Origin of the sequence: Nonomuraea helvata, assembly GCF_039535785.1 — a bacterium.
GTDB lineage: Bacteria > Actinomycetota > Actinomycetes > Streptosporangiales > Streptosporangiaceae > Nonomuraea > Nonomuraea helvata.
The window spans coordinates 2,466,994-2,481,323 of the sequence record NZ_BAAAXV010000009.1 but is presented as its reverse complement, the minus strand read 5'-3'; the positions used below and the strand labels follow the sequence as shown (position 1 = coordinate 2,481,323).

Annotated in this window: 13 protein-coding genes; 9 read left to right on the top strand and 4 right to left on the bottom strand. The window is 67.1% G+C overall.

All coding sequences use genetic code 11. The annotated features are described in order from the left end of the window. Nucleotides 1-306: 306 nt before the first annotated feature. On the top strand, nt 307-1,542 hold the full coding sequence (locus tag ABD830_RS44960; RefSeq protein ID WP_345001114.1) for a PP2C family protein-serine/threonine phosphatase: 1,236 nt from the start codon (nt 307-309) through the stop codon (nt 1,540-1,542). Nucleotides 1,543-2,353: 811 nt separating this feature from the next. Here ABD830_RS44960 and ABD830_RS44955 read toward each other — a convergent pair. Next, complete coding sequence (locus tag ABD830_RS44955; RefSeq protein WP_345001112.1) at nt 2,354-3,457, bottom strand: hypothetical protein; 1,104 nt, start codon at nt 3,455-3,457, stop codon at nt 2,354-2,356. A 694-nt stretch (nt 3,458-4,151) separates the two neighbouring features. Between ABD830_RS44955 and ABD830_RS44950 the strand changes: the two genes are divergently transcribed. The 5 genes from ABD830_RS44950 to ABD830_RS44930 all read left to right on the top strand — a co-directional run bounded on the left by ABD830_RS44950 (nt 4,152) and on the right by ABD830_RS44930 (nt 8,487). Continuing rightward, nucleotides 4,152-4,442 (top strand): DUF418 domain-containing protein, encoded by a 291-nt coding sequence (locus ABD830_RS44950; protein WP_378520755.1) that lies wholly within the window; start codon nt 4,152-4,154, stop codon nt 4,440-4,442. Nucleotides 4,443-5,286: 844 nt separating this feature from the next. Beyond that, nucleotides 5,287-6,699 carry a glutamate decarboxylase gene (gad, locus tag ABD830_RS44945; protein WP_345001108.1) on the top strand — a complete coding sequence of 471 codons (1,413 nt, stop codon included), beginning with the start codon at nt 5,287-5,289 and terminating at the stop codon, nt 6,697-6,699. Nucleotides 6,700-6,704: 5 nt separating this feature from the next. Then, nucleotides 6,705-7,892 (top strand): cytochrome P450, encoded by a 1,188-nt coding sequence (locus ABD830_RS44940; RefSeq protein ID WP_345001106.1) that lies wholly within the window; start codon nt 6,705-6,707, stop codon nt 7,890-7,892. Nucleotides 7,893-8,110: 218 nt separating this feature from the next. After that, nucleotides 8,111-8,251 carry a hypothetical protein gene (locus ABD830_RS44935; RefSeq protein ID WP_345001104.1) on the top strand — a complete coding sequence of 47 codons (141 nt, stop codon included), beginning with the start codon at nt 8,111-8,113 and terminating at the stop codon, nt 8,249-8,251. 38 nt (nt 8,252-8,289) lie between these two features. Beyond that, complete coding sequence (locus ABD830_RS44930; protein ID WP_345001101.1) at nt 8,290-8,487, top strand: hypothetical protein; 198 nt, start codon at nt 8,290-8,292, stop codon at nt 8,485-8,487. Between the two features lie 59 nt (nt 8,488-8,546). On the opposite strand, the gene ABD830_RS44925 is transcribed toward ABD830_RS44930, so the two are convergent. After that, nucleotides 8,547-8,723 carry a hypothetical protein gene (locus ABD830_RS44925; protein ID WP_345001099.1) on the bottom strand — a complete coding sequence of 59 codons (177 nt, stop codon included), beginning with the start codon at nt 8,721-8,723 and terminating at the stop codon, nt 8,547-8,549. A 149-nt stretch (nt 8,724-8,872) separates the two neighbouring features. Between ABD830_RS44925 and ABD830_RS44920 the strand changes: the two genes are divergently transcribed. Further along, nucleotides 8,873-10,495, top strand: a complete 1,623-nt coding sequence (locus ABD830_RS44920) for an AbfB domain-containing protein (RefSeq protein WP_345001097.1) — start codon at nt 8,873-8,875, stop codon at nt 10,493-10,495. A 327-nt stretch (nt 10,496-10,822) separates the two neighbouring features. Here ABD830_RS44920 and ABD830_RS44915 read toward each other — a convergent pair whose 3' ends face one another. Both ABD830_RS44915 and ABD830_RS44910 read right to left on the bottom strand, forming a co-directional pair. Then, entirely contained in the window at nt 10,823-11,671 is an 849-nt protein-coding gene (locus tag ABD830_RS44915; protein WP_345001095.1) for a cytochrome c biogenesis CcdA family protein, read from the bottom strand. A gap of 36 nt (nt 11,672-11,707) precedes the next feature. Then, complete coding sequence (locus ABD830_RS44910; RefSeq protein ID WP_345001093.1) at nt 11,708-12,337, bottom strand: redoxin domain-containing protein; 630 nt, start codon at nt 12,335-12,337, stop codon at nt 11,708-11,710. Nucleotides 12,338-12,742: 405 nt separating this feature from the next. Between ABD830_RS44910 and ABD830_RS44905 the strand changes: the two genes are divergently transcribed. Both ABD830_RS44905 and ABD830_RS44900 read left to right on the top strand, forming a co-directional pair. Continuing rightward, nucleotides 12,743-13,396, top strand: a complete 654-nt coding sequence (locus tag ABD830_RS44905; protein WP_345001091.1) for an MIP/aquaporin family protein — start codon at nt 12,743-12,745, stop codon at nt 13,394-13,396. Nucleotides 13,397-13,411: 15 nt separating this feature from the next. After that, nucleotides 13,412-13,981: a ferritin-like domain-containing protein gene (locus ABD830_RS44900; protein ID WP_345001089.1), complete on the top strand. Its 570-nt coding sequence runs from the start codon at nt 13,412-13,414 to the stop codon at nt 13,979-13,981. The last annotated feature ends 349 nt before the right edge of the window (nt 13,982-14,330 follow it).

Sequence of the window (14,330 nt, the reverse complement as noted above, 5' to 3'; positions counted from 1 at the left end):
CTGTAGAGCGGTAATCGGCGGGATTGATCTTGAACGGTGGAGCACGCCGGTGAGGACGTGACCGCCGGGCTCCTTCGCTGTTCTGGCGACCGGTCAGTGGCCGGGGGCACTAACGGGTGAACATGCACGGGTCGCCGCCCGCGCCGAGGCTGAAGGGCACGGCGACGCGGTCAAGGGGAAAGCTCTGACTGGGGCGTGAACAGCGCGGGACGGCATGCTGTGCATGGCGTGATGGGCATCTCCGGAGGCTTTTCAGGTCACGTTGCGCGGAAGCGGTGATCGGCGTCGGTGCAGGAAATTGGGGGGGTGAGCCCGGCCATGGGCGAGGAGATCGTGGACCGATCGGAGGGTTTCGGCGAGCGCCTGCTCGGCCTGCTGCTGGACAGGGCGCGGCTGATGCCACCGCAGCTGATCGCCCCGCTGATCGCGGAGGAAGTGGCCAGGGTCGGTGGCAGTGACGTCTCGATCCTGCTCCAGGACTACGCCCAAGAGCTGCTGGTGCCGCTTTCGGGCAGGAAGCTGCACGTGGACCGGCCCGAGCCGATAGCCGACTCCCCCGCCGGTCGGGCCTTCCTACACGCGGAAGTCGTCGAGGTAGCGCAGGCCCGAGGCGTACGGATGTACCTGCCCCTGCTGGACGGAAGCGATCAGGTGGGTGTGATGGCCCTGACCCTGGACGCCGTCACCGACGACGACCGGCGCCTGCTGCGCCGGCTCGCCGGCCTGGTCGCCGACATGCTGGTCACCAAGAACTCCTACACCGACCAGTTCTTCCTGGCCAGGCGCCGGGAGCCGATGAGCGTGTCCGCGGAGATCCAATGGAGCCTGCTGCCGCCGCTGTCGATGTCCGTGCCGCAGATCGAGGTGGCCGGCATGCTGGAGCCCGCCTACCGCGTCGCCGGTGACAGCTTCGACTACGCCCTGAACGACAACGTCTTGCACGTGGCCGTGATCGACGCGATGGGCCATGGCCTGGATGCCGCCTCGATGGCGACCATCGCCATCGGCGCCTACCGGCATGCCCGGCGCGTGTATGTCAGCCTGGCCGAGACGTACGCATTCATGGACGACGCCATCTGCCGGCAGTTCGGGCCCGACCACTTCGTCACGGCACAGCTGATGCACGTGAACATCACCACCGGTGAGCTGGAGCTGGTCAACGCGGGCCACCCCGCGCCGCTGCTGATCCGCGATGGCCGGGTCGTGCAACAACTGGAGAGCGCGACAACATTGCCCGTCGGCTGCGGCGGTGAGGAGCCCCGGATCGCAGAGCACCTGCTGCAGCAGGGCGATCGGGTGCTGTGCTACACCGACGGCATCATCGAGGAGCACGTCGCCGGTGGCGAGCCGTTCGGTGAGGAACGCCTCATCCGCTGCGTCAACCGTCTGGGGGAAGAGCAGTCAGAGGCGGTGCGGGCGGATCTGCGCCGGCTCTCCCACACGCTGAAGGGGGAACGGGGCGGGCACACCAGCGACGACGCCACTCTTTTCATGATCGAATGGCACGGAGGCGCCGCCGACCACCTCACGGTTCTTGACTGAGCGCGGCCCTTCCGGGGTCTGCTGCGGTGACCCGTCGCCGCCCCGCCACAACGTTCGTAGCCAAGATCCAACTTTGCTCATCCAGCACGATGCGAAGCATGGCAAGCACGCCGTGTAAAGAGTGCCGGGAACCAGCAGCCCCCTTACCGCGGTCGCTCAGCGTCGGCGACTCCGGATGCAGGGCCCGTCGACCGGGTGGGAGTCCGCGCTCGGGCTCGCTCACGCGCCGCTCCCCGATCGTGACACGCATGCTTCAGCGCGAATGATCTTGGCCGCGCCATAGCCCTGTGATGATCAACCTAGCGCGTCAAAACGCATGGTTTGAGCTGGGGTTTCTCCCACGAGCTATGCGGCTCAGAAGTACTCGTTGATCACTGCGCCTGCCGATAATGCCATCCGCGCAGGTCATCCGGCTTGCATGGCGTTACCAGCGGCGCCTGGCCGATCTGCCGGCCAGGCGCCGTGACGTGATCGTCGAGCTGTGCCTGGCAGCTCCATCACGGCTTCGCTCGTTCCTGATCGATCATCACAGGCCTGTCGGGGATCGCATCAGACCCCTTCCGGACCGGAAACCACCCGGGACGTCAACTCGCCAACCGCGTGCAAAGTAAGAACGGTCAAGGGATGCCGTCCGCCCTGTGGTTGCTCGTTGGATGCTCGTCGGCACCCGATACGGCATAACACCGGGCGGCATTCTTAGACATTTCAAAAGCAGCATCGCATGACACCGCGACACGATGAGACACGATTCGATAGTGGGCGGCATTGAGAACTTTTAATCCGTAGGTTCCGGGTTCGAGCCCCGGGCGCCCTACCAGCCCAAACACTTCTGCTCGATCTTGCCTGGCGAGGTCGTACAGCCAGCTTTTACAGCCAAGAAGGCCGGAATCCCGCTGATGGGAGTCCGGCCCGTGGTCGTGCTGGAGATCATCCGAAGAGCTGCTTGGCGACCGCGTCGACCGCCGCCCGTTCGATGTCGGGGAGCACGTGAGTGTACGTGTTCATGGTCAGGGCGATCTGGCAGGCATCCATCCAGGAGCTCTCGACGGCACGACTGCACCCATCGCTCCATGACCGCGTTCATCCGCGGCATCCGGATACCGGTGAGCACGGTTTGGATGCCGACGTCGGCGAGGAGCTCCTCCGTCGGGGCCGGGAACTTCCCGTCCCGGTCGTGGATCAAGAAGCGCGCCCGGCAGCCTGCCTCCTCCAGGTCCATGATGAGATTCCTGATCGCCTGGGTGACCCAGGCGGCGGTTGGGTGGGCGGTGGTGCCCAGCACGCGGATGCGCCGGCTTGCGTGCTCGATGACCGCCAGAATGTACTGGCGCTGCCCGTTCAAGGTGATGGTCTCGATGAAGTCGCAGGCCAGGAGCGCATCGGCTTGCGACCGCAGAAAGTCTGCCCACGCGACCGACGTTCGGTCAGGGGACGGGTCTATGCCTTCCTGTTTGAGGATCTCCCAGACGGTGGAGGGCGCAACCTTGATGCCGAGTGTCGCGAGTTCACCGTGCACCCGCCGGTACCCCCACGAGGGGTTCTCCCGGACCAACCGCAGAACGAGCAGGCGGATGGACCGCACGGTGGGCGGATGCCCAGGTCGTTTCGGCCGACAGGTGCGGGCGTGCCGCTGCTTGAGCAGATCGCGGCGCCAGCGCAGGACGGTGTCCGGGCGAACGAGGAGCCGCAGCCAGCACAAGACCTCGCGGGGCAACGATGACAGGAGCGCGGCGAGGAAGGCTCGGTCCTCGGGAGCGAACCTCACCCTGGTGTCCGCGCCGAGCTGCCGTTCAAGAACGGTGATCTGGTGACGCAAGGCAAGAATCTCGACGTCCTTGTCCCGATCGCCCAGCGGCAACAACCTCACCGCGGCAAAGACGTTCGTGACGGCCAGGTAGGCCAGGCGAAGAAGCACAAGTGATCATCCTGCCGTTGCCCTGCCCCTTTCGAACGCCAGAGCCGGCGCATGTCGGTCGCGGTCAGGGAAGCCCGATGACCTGCACGGATGACATTATCGGCAGGGACACAGTTGCACGCGCGAGGCCTGCACGCACGTCTCCTCCCCCCACCGCAGGGGCTTGCCGCACCTGCGCGTGATCAACCCCGACGTGGCCACGCTCACCGAGGTCATCACGGCTGTCGGCCAGGCGGATGGCGGCGGCGAGGGCGTCCGGGCGAGGCGGCGCTGGGGCTGGGCGGCAGGTCGGCCGTGCACGGCTGATGCAGGTGGACCACAGCGGCCGCCGGCCCTGCCCGTGCCACTCGCGTCCAGGGGACGCTGCGTCGGCCGGGAGCAGCGGGGAGTCTGGGTGATGTGTGATGCCACTCAGGCTGGAGATCAGGCCAATCATGGAGTATCCGGCAGAAGGCTGCGGTGTCCCTGCCGACTGGAGGGTGCTACCCCGCCGTGTGGCTGGAGCTGCCGCTCGCCGGGCCGACGGGGCTCTTGGGGGCTTTAGGGTCGAGGCGGTATGAGCCGGGCGGCATGGATGAAGATGAGGCGGAGCGCGCGTGATACGGGTAGTGGTGGTGGACGACGAGGCACTGGTCCGGTCGGGATTCGGGCTCATTCTGGGCGCCTCGGAGGACGCGTCGGAGTCGCGATCCTCGTGATCGTCGGCGCGACGGTGGCGATGGACCGCCTGCCGCGACTGCGCCACCTGGCCAAACCCGTCATCGCCGTGGGCACCATGTCCCTGACCGCCTACGTCGGCCACTTCGTCGCACAGTCCGTGCTGTCCGTGCCCGGCGGGACCGGCACCCAGCAGTCCTGGATGCCGCTGCTCATGTTCATCGGCGGGGCGATCGCGTTCGCCTCCATCTGGTCCCGCTTCTTCCGCCGCGGACCCCTGGAGTACCTGCTCAACGCCTCCACCAAGCCGGCGAAGTACATCCGATGAGCCCCGGCCGGGGTGGCCCGCCTCCACACTCCACCCCGGCCTGGACCGCTCAAGGATCCAGCAAACGCATAGTCCTCGCAGGCTTCCACCCATAAGCCTGGCTCGTCGCCGAAAGGTGCACCGAGGGTGTCAACGGCCAAGTCCGTGTGCAGACTGGCTCCGCCCACCACCCGAACCAGCGATAGCACCGCTCCTGGGTTGCGCTGTGTATGTTCAGCCGTGTCAGCGCTGAGCTGCATCAACGCCAGAACGCCAGGGCGCAGGCTCCGAGAGAACTCCCTGCCCATCCGGCAAGGTCACCCGGACCTGAGGCGGGGTCGACTCGGCAGAGGACATGTCGTCACCGCACGGGACGCCGCTTGCGACGCCCCGCCGCTGGTACAGACGCGATGATGGACGTCAGCACCGAGGCGGGGAGCAGCGCATGGGAACCAAGCACCTCGCCCGACTGCAGTTCGAGGAGGACGGCGGTCGTGCTTGGGCAACCAGGCGACCGAATCAGGTGCCGCATCGGTATCGCGTCAGCCTGTCTCTGGCATGGCCAAGCTCCTCCGTGACCGTCGCGGGTCGTGCAGGAAACCCTTCCTGCACGTGGCAGGGTTGCTATGGAAACGCTATGAAGGGACCGAATGTCCCGTCAATCCCGCATGACCAGGCTCCCGACATCGCGGCGCGGGGGCGTGCCAGCGCAACAGCATGCCCGACGTCACGAACAACCGCCGACGACCCACCAGCAACACCGCTCAACGTGGAAGTCAGCGCGGCCGCAATATTGACTCATAGTGAACAATTGCCTACCGTGAGTGTTTGACGTGGCGTAAAGCTCTTTCGAGGGGTGAAGCTCATGCTCAGACGAGTCGAATCCGACCGGTGGCAAGAATCACTCGATGTCAATCCCCTTTACAACGGGCTGGTGCCGGAAGGCGGCGTACCCCGGTTCAAGATGCCGGCCAGCCCGATGAATCCCACAGCGGCCCAGGCGCTCATCCGCGACGAACTCCTGCTCGACGGCAACGCCCGGCTCAACCTGGCCACCTTCTGCACGACCTGGATGGAGCCCCAGGCCCGCGAACTCATCGCCGAAACCCTCGACCGCAACCTCGTCGACCATGACCAGTACCCGCAGACGGCCGACATCGAGGCGCGCTGCGTCAACATGCTCGATCACCTGTGGGGCGACCCGAACGGCGCCAGCGTCGGCTGTTCCACAGGCGGCTCCAGCGAGGCGGCCATGCTCGGGGCGCTGGCGATGAAGTTCCAGTGGCGCGAGCGGCGCCGGGCGGCCGGGCTGTCCACCGCCAACCCCAACCTCGTGATGGGCACTGCCGTCCACACCTGCTGGCCGAAGTTCTGCCAGTACTGGGACGTGGAGCCGCGCTGGATACCGATCGAGGAGCCGGCCTTCACCTTGAACCCGGCCCGGCTCCGCGAGTTCTGTGACGAGAACACCATCGGGGTCATCGGTGTGCTCGGCTCCACGCAATGCGGCAAGTACGACCCGATCGAGCAGATGTCGGCCGAGCTGGACCGGCTGGAGGCCGAGCGCGGGCTGCGAATACCGCTGCACGTGGACGCGGCAGTGGGCGGCTTCATCACCCCGTTCCTGGAACCCGACAGGGTGTGGGATTTCCGGCTACCCCGGGTGCAGTCGATCAACACCTCGGGCCACAAGTTCGGCCTGGTCTACCCCGGCGTCGGCTGGATCGTCTGGCAGGAGCCGGACGCACTGCCGCAGGACCTGGTGCTCTCCTGCGACCTGCTCGGCGGCAACATCGACACCTTCACGCTCAACTTCTCCCGCTCCGGCGCCCCGGTCGTCGCGCAGTACTACAACTTCCTTCGGCTCGGCTTCGAGGGCTACCGGGCCGTCCAGCAGACCTGCCGGGACGTGGCGACCTACCTCGGTGAGGAGATCGCGAAACTCCCCGAGCTCTCGCTCATCGCCGACGGCTCGGAACTGCCGGTGCTCGCCGTGCGGACCGCCCCCGGCTACAACGGTTTCACCGTCTTCGACCTGGCCGCCCGGCTGAAGATGCACGGCTGGCAGGCCCCGACGTACTACCTGCCGCCTGGCCTGGAGCACATAGCCGTCATCCGCTTCGTCATCCGCAACGGCTTCAGCCAGGACATCGCCGCCAAACTGCTGGCGAACGTGCGCACCGAGGTCGAGTACCTGCGCGACAATCCGGTTCCGCGCCCTCGCCGCGGCGGCGACGAGGCGGCCGCCGAGCAGCCGGGTGTGCCGACGGGAGCATGAAGTCGATGAACGACTTCGCCGCGTCCATCACCTTCGACCAGCTCGGCAGTGACCCCTATCCGATCTTCGCCAGGCTCCGCCGCGAAGCGCCGGTCGTCCTGCTGCCGAAGCTCGACCTGTGGATGGTCACCCGCTGGGATGACGTGCGCCAGGTCCTCAGTGCCTACGAGTCGTACACCAGCGCCTTCCCCTCGCTGGCCACACAGATATTCGGGGAACGGTCCGTACTCAAGGTTGAGGGCGACGCCCACGCCGATCTGCGAGCCGCCGTTGACACGCGATTCGCCCACGAACGCATCGAACGGGCCACCACAGTCACCCGCGAGGCCGCACGACCGTACGCCACCAAGCTCAGTAGCCAGGACGACCTGATGTCCAGCTACTTCGAACCCGCCGCGAGCACCGCGCTCGCCCGTTTCATCGGCCTGCCGGACGTGGACGCCGACACGCTCATACGCTGGGCCCGCAACCTCAGCGCCGGAATGAGCAACTTCGCGGCGGACTCGGCCGTACACGAACAGGCGATGGCCGCCGCCACCGAGATCCGCCAGACGATCGAGCCATTCGCCCGGCAAACTACAGACCGGCCCGACAACTCAGTCCTGTCACAGCTGCTCCACAGCGGCTGCCCGGCCGACACCGTCCGATCCGCCGAGAACATCATGCCCACCTTCATCGAGATCCTCTCGGCGTTCCTGGAACCGGCGGCCGGCGCCGGGCTCACGCTGCTCGCGCTGCTCCAGCACCCCACGCAAATGCAGGCCATCCGCGATGACCCGCGTCTGATCCGCAAGGCCGTCCACGAAACGCTGCGCTGGCTGTCACCAAACGGCGCGCTCAGCCGCCGCGCGACCAAAGACGTGCTCCTCGCCGGACAGATCATCCCCGCCGGAGCAACCGTCATGGCGGCCATCGCCTCGGCAGGCCGGGACGAGAGCATCTTCACCGACCCAGACACCTTCGACATCAACCGAGACCCCTTCCCCAACCTGGGTCTCGGATACTCCCGCCACGCATGCCTCGCCGCCCCAGTCGTCGGTGCCATCATCGCGGCCCTGCTGGACGTGCTACTCGAGCAACACCCACGGCTCTCCCTGGACCCCGAACAGCCGCACAACCTGCGCGGCTGGAAATTCCGCGTGCTGACGAACCTGCATGTCCGCATCGGCGATCCGGCCGGGTGTGTCCAGTAAACCGTACAGTCCCGTCGCCGACCGCGGCAGGCTCCGTCCCGAGGTCTGGGAAGCCTGGCATGCCGCCGTCGGCATCATGTCTGAGGAGAACCCGTAACCCCAGTTCGACGAAAACGTCGTGACGCGGACGGATGCTACTCGTTGGCGCGAGTAAGGCTTGGCTACCAGCTACGCCGAAGGTGCAACTCAGGTAACGCGACCGAAGGAGTCGAGCGACGGTGAGCGTGGACCTCGAGCGCGAGCCCATTCATGACCTCGCCCGCCGGGTCATCCGGTTGGCCGAGGGAACTCAGCACGCCGCTCAAGTGCTCGAACGCCGTCTGGATGCGCTGGAACGCAGGCCAGGGAACTCCATCTGAAGCGGCTCGGCCAGGACCTCGAAGCGGCGTGGGACTGGGTGGAGGCATCCATCGACATCAAGAAGCCCCGCGAATACGACCAAGCCGTCGAACTCCTGCGCGGCCTTCACGCCCTGGCCATCCGCGACGAGCATGCCGGCACCTTCGCCCAGCGCCTCACCCACCTCCGGGAACGACACCAGGGCAAGCCCAGCCTCATCAAGCGACTCAACGACGCGGGCCTCACGGCCGAGTGACCGACGATTTCCAGGCCTGCGAATCAGCGATCCGAGCCACCGAGACACCACCGAGAAGTTCACCTCCCGCCCGAGCGGGTTGTTCTGGCGGCGAGCGCGTCCGGGGTCGCCTCGACGCCGGTGGCGGTGTTGAGCGTGCCGGCGGCGAACTCGTGCAGCTCTCCCTGGCGCAGGTATGCCAGTGCGGCTCCGGGGACCTCGTGCTCGGCGATCAGCTCAGCAAGGTGAAACGGCACAACCTATGTAAACCAGTGAGTACCAGGAGAAACCAGGCGAACGGCGATATTCTGCGCCCGCCGAATGGAACGGGCATCCGGAAAAGTGTTATGGGGTCGCCCCCAGCCAGTCTCCTCGGGACGAGAGATCGTCTCGCGAAAGGACTCACATGGTTCTCCACACCAGCCGACGGAGCCTGCTGAAGGCCGCGGCCGGGATCGCGGTGCTGCCGGCGCTGCCCTCCGTGGCGCGGGCGTCGTCGGCGGCGGCGGCGTTCAAGCACCCGGGGCTGCTGCACACCCAGGCGGACTTCGACCGGATCGCGGCTGCGGTGCAGGCGGGAGCGCAGCCGTACAAGAGCGGGTGGGACAAGCTCGTCGCCAACGGGCACTCCAAGAGCACGTGGAAGGCGCGCCCGCTGGAGACGGTGGTGCGTGGCGGGACCGGGCAGAACTACTGGCAGTTCTACAACGACGTGCACGCCGCCTACCAGAACGCGCTGCGCTGGAGGATCTCCGGCGAGAAGGCGCACGGCGACGCCGCCCGGGACATCCTGAACGCCTGGTCGGGCATGTTGAAGGCGATCAACGGCAGCTCCGACCGGTTCCTGGCGGCGGGCATCTACGGCTACCAGGTCGCCAACGCCGCCGAGCTCATGCGCGGCTACCCGGGCTTCGACGTCGAGCGGTTCCAGAAGATGCTGCTGACCGTCTTCTACCCGGTGAACGACCGCTTCCTGCGTGAACACAACGGTGCCTGCATCACCCACTACTGGGCCAACTGGGACCTGTGCAACATGGCCTCGGTCATGGCGATCGGGCTGTTCTGCGACGACCAGGCCAAGTTCGAGCGGGCCGTCGACTACTTCAAGAACGGCAAGGGCAACGGGTCCATCATGAACGCCATCCCGTTCCTCCACCCGGGCGGTCTCGCCCAGTGGCAGGAGAGCGGGCGCGACCAGGCGCACACCGTGATGGGGATCGGCCTGATCGGCACCATCGCGGAAATGGCCTGGAACCAGGGCGTCGACCTGTACGGCTACGCCGACAACCGGATCATGAAGGCGGCCGAGTACGCCGCCAAGTACAACCTGGGCCAGGACGTGCCGTTCACCACGTACAAGTGGGGCCACGGCCAGAACTGCGCCCCCCAGGAGCAGGCGGTCATCTCGAGCGCGGCGCGCGGCCAGGACCGTCCCGTGTGGGAGCTGCTCTACAACCACTACGCCAACCGGCGCGGGCTGGCGTTGCCGTACACGAAGGCGTACGCCGAGCGGGTGCGGGCCGAGGGCGGTGGCGGCGACTACGGGCCGAACAGCGGCGGGTTCGACCAGCTCGGCTTCGGGACCCTGCTGTTCACCCGCGCGGCCGCCGCCTCCGGCGGTGGCGGCGCGCTGCCGACCGGGGTGACGCGCACCCTCCAGTCGATCAACTTCCCGAAGGAAGGGATCGCCGCCTCGGGTGCTCTCGGCGTGCTCGGGGAGGCGGCACCGCTGCGGATCGTGCCCGGCCTGGCCGACGCCAAGGGCTACTCGTTCATGGACGGGGACGGCCGCTACCTGCGGCACAAAAATTACCGGCTGCGGTTCGACGCCGACAACGACACCGAGCTGTTCGAGCGGGACGCGACCTTCCTCGCCCGGCCGGCCTCGGGCGCGGGGACAGTGCGGCTGGAGTCGCTCAACTATCCCGGCCGGTTCATCCGCCACCGCCACCACCAGCTGTGGCTCGACAAGGACCAGGACACCTCCGCCTTCCGAGCCGACAGCACCTTCAAACCAGCCACTTCCTGATCACCTGCGCATCCTCGCGCACGACGATTCATCCCCCTGGAAGGAAGCACGTCTGTTCAGCGGAACCTTGAAAAGGCCCGCCCTGCTCGGCGCCATGCTGCTGGCGGCCTCCGCCAGCAGCTGCCGACGCGGGGGGTGACAGGGACCGGCATCCGTGACGTGATCGAGTACGCGGGCGCGCCGCAGGGGTCATTCCAGCACTACTTCCCGGCGGCGACAACCTGGCGGTGCCGTTCGAGATGACCGTGCTCGGTCTGCAGGTCACCGTCACCGGGATTGACTTCCTGGTGGGCAGTGGCATCGTGGCGCTCTGCCGCCATGGCGGCGTCACTCAGGAATACGATCGCGCCGTCGCGTCTTGCACAGCGCGAGCGCCCCGACGACGAGCAAGGCGAGCACGACGACGATCCAGCCGGTGCCAAGCCCTGCCAGCCAGCCGGCGATGGTGGCTTGTACGGCTGTCGCGGTGCTCACGATCGGGTCGTCGGCGTCGGCTCCGGCGAAGACGCGCAGCTCGTACCAGCCGTAGTAGACGACGTACAGGCCGGCGAGGGTGAGCAGGCCGCCGCTGGCTCTGGACACGTACGGCAGTAGGCGTCGCAGTCTGGCGACCACGGCGGCGCGGGCGAACGCCACCGCCAGCGACAGTACGGCGATGACCAGGCCCATGCCGAGCGCGTAGGTCGCGAAGGCTGCCACGCCGCCGAGCAGCCCGCCGCCGGACAGAGAGGCCGAGGTGACCGCGAGGAACGGGCCGACCGTGCAGGACAGGGAGGCCAGCGCATACGACAGCCCGTAACCGTACAGGGACAGGGGTGAGGTGGTGGGGCGGCCGGTGGCCGGCCCCGGCAGGCGCAGCAGCAGTTCGCGACCGGACAACAACCAGACACCCAGGCCGACCAGGACCACCCCGATACCCAGGCTGGCCCACGGCAGATAGCCGCCCACCGACACCGCCAGCGCGGTGACCGCGAGCCCGAACAGGCCGAAAACCGTGACGAATCCGGCGGTCATAGCCACCGAAAGCATCAGCGCCCGTCCGATGGGCCCGCGGCGTGTGGTCTCCTCGTCGTTGATCAACAGGGTGAGGTAGGCGGGCAGCATGGCGAAGCCGCACGGGTTGAACGCGGCCACGGTGCCGGCCGTGAGTGCCAGGGCGAGCGGCAGATCGCTCATGCACGCTCCTGCGGGATGGATGAGGACATGGGAAAGTTACCGAACGAGGAGCTCGCGGAGGTGCTCGTCCAGCTTGTCCCGACTGAGCGGACCCGAGGCAATCGCGGTGGAGCCGTCCGGTTTCATGAACACGAACGTGGACTGCTGGCTGACACCCAGCTTCGTCCAGACCACCCCCTTGGCGTCTGACAGGTGCACGAGGTTGCCGGTGCCGGTGCGCTGGACGAATTCCTTCATCGCCGTCTCGGTGTCCAACCCCGCGACCCCGACGAACGCGACCTCGCTGTATTTGCCGGCCACGGCCTTCACTGCGGGCGCTTCGGAAAGGCACTTGGGACACCACGGCGCCCAGAACCAGAAAACCACCGGCCTTCCCGCCAGGCTCGCCCCCTGAAAGGCCTCACCGTCCAGCGTCCGGGCGGAGAACTCCAGCGCGGCGGGCGCAGAAGCCTTGCCTGCCGCTTCCGCTTCCTGGGACGCAGTCGGTAAGGGCGTCACGGAGGCCGCCGGGGACGCCGTCAGCGTGGAGGTCGCAGTGGAGGTCGCAGTGGAGGTCGCCGAGGCCGACGCGGTGCCACTCGCCGCCTCGCCCTGCCATGCGCCGCCGCACCCGGCCGCCAGCAGGGCAACTGCCGCCATCGCGGCCGCCGTTCGTACTGGGAACATGCCGTCCACCCTAGAAGCGCTGCTCTGCGTCACTTCTTACAAGCCGATGACGGCGACAGCCAGACCGGCACGACACGAGCCACACGCTGGTGCGACGCTCTCCCGGACACGCTGACGCGGCTGCCCTCAAGCACCGCCGAGCTGCTGGAAGGCACCGCGCTCGCTGAACGTTCGTGCCGCCGGCCTTCATGCCGATCCACGTCTGGGGCTGAATCGAGCGCACATCACTAGCGGATACCGGGCCATCCGGCAAGAGCCCTCATTTCGGTTCGGCGAGCCGTAACGAGCCGTAAACGTCCGTAAGAAACCCGCAATCTCCCCAGGACGAGGCCCATGGCACGATCTGGATGCGCTCGCTGGCGCAGTGCGTGATCGGTCTCGGTTCACAAGCGGAGAGGACAGTACATGCGCCGCTACATCACAGAGTTCATCGGCACCTTTTTCCTGGTTCTTACGATCGGCGCCACGGTCTTGACGAAGACGCCCCTGGCGCCCGTGGCCGTCGGCGCGATCCTGATGGTCATGGTGTACGCCGGAGGACACATCTCCGGCGCCCACTACAACCCAGCCGTGACCTTGGCCGTGCTGCTCCGCGGCCGGATCAGTCTGGCCGACGCCGTCCCGTACTGGATCGCTCAGCTGGCCGGAGGCGTCATCGCCGCGCTCACCGCTTCCTACCTCGTCAATCCCGGCAGCGTGCCACCGCTGTCACCCTCAGGCCGAGGGCTGGGGGTCGCGCTGCTGGCCGAGGCGCTGTTCACGTTCGCGCTCGCGTACGTGGTGCTGAACGCGGCCACCAGCAGGGACCACCCGAGCAACAGTTTCTACGGCCTGGCCATCGGATTCACCGTAGCGGCCGGCGCGTTCGCGGTCGGCGGTATCTCTGGCGGGGTCTTCAACCCGGCCGTCGCCGTCGGCGCCGCCTCCATAGGACTGTTCGCCTGGTCCAAGATCTGGATCTGGCTCCTGGCCGACCTGGCGGGCGGTGCCCTCGCCGGGGTGGCCTTCCTCGCGCTCAACCCCAAGGAACGTGCCCCGCTGGAAACCTCCGCAACCTGACCGCCTGGAGCCGACATGATCAGTGCGCGCGAAGTCGTCGAGCGAGCGGGCATCGATGTGACCATCCTGATCGACCGGCTCACCTCCGCTGCCACGGCGGAGCTGAGCGCCGTCTACCGCTACACGATCCTGACCGTTCATCCGCTCGGTTTCGCCGATGAGGGACTACACCAGATCCTCAAAGACATCCGCGATGAGGATCGCCGCCATTTCGACGCGCTCGTCAGCCGCATCCACGAACTGGACGGCAGGCTTCCCGAGGACATCCGGCAGTTCCTGGAAGGTGGGCCTGCACGGCCGGAGGACAGCTCTGCCGACGCGGAGGATCCGGTCACGGCGCTCGTCGAAGAGGTACGACGCGCCGTCCACCCTTATGGCGGCCTGTGCGACCTCACCGTAAGCAGAGATCAACGCACCTATCTCCTGGCCCGGGCGATCCACAACGAGAAGATCGAACACGTGGCGTGGCTGGAAGAGTTCCAGGGCACAGGACCGCCTGGGCGCTTCCACCGCGGCTTCCGCGGCCGCTCCCCCTTCCTCGCCCGTCTGCCCGCCGCTCCCGAGGGGACCGAACCACCCGTGTGACCCCGCCTCCTGATGATCTCTATCAGGTTCGTCTGGAGCGTCGCGAAGTGCTGTATGGACTCGCCGCTGGTCCTTGAGCGGGACGTGGGAGAAGTGTGCGATGGAGCCCGACCGTGCTTGGCGCATAACGCGGGGAGGCTCAGTCCGGGCGATGTAGCAGGACTGCGGTGAACTGCTGGGTGCTGCCCCAGGGGTCACCTGGTCTTCGCCGCTGGTGGCGATCATCTCGTAGTTCGGGGCGCAGGCACCGCTCGATCAAGGCGAAGTAGTCGGCATGTTCGTCAGGCTCGATGAGGAGACGGTAGACGCACGGCCGTGCCAGAGCGTGTATTGGCGGTTCGGATGCAGT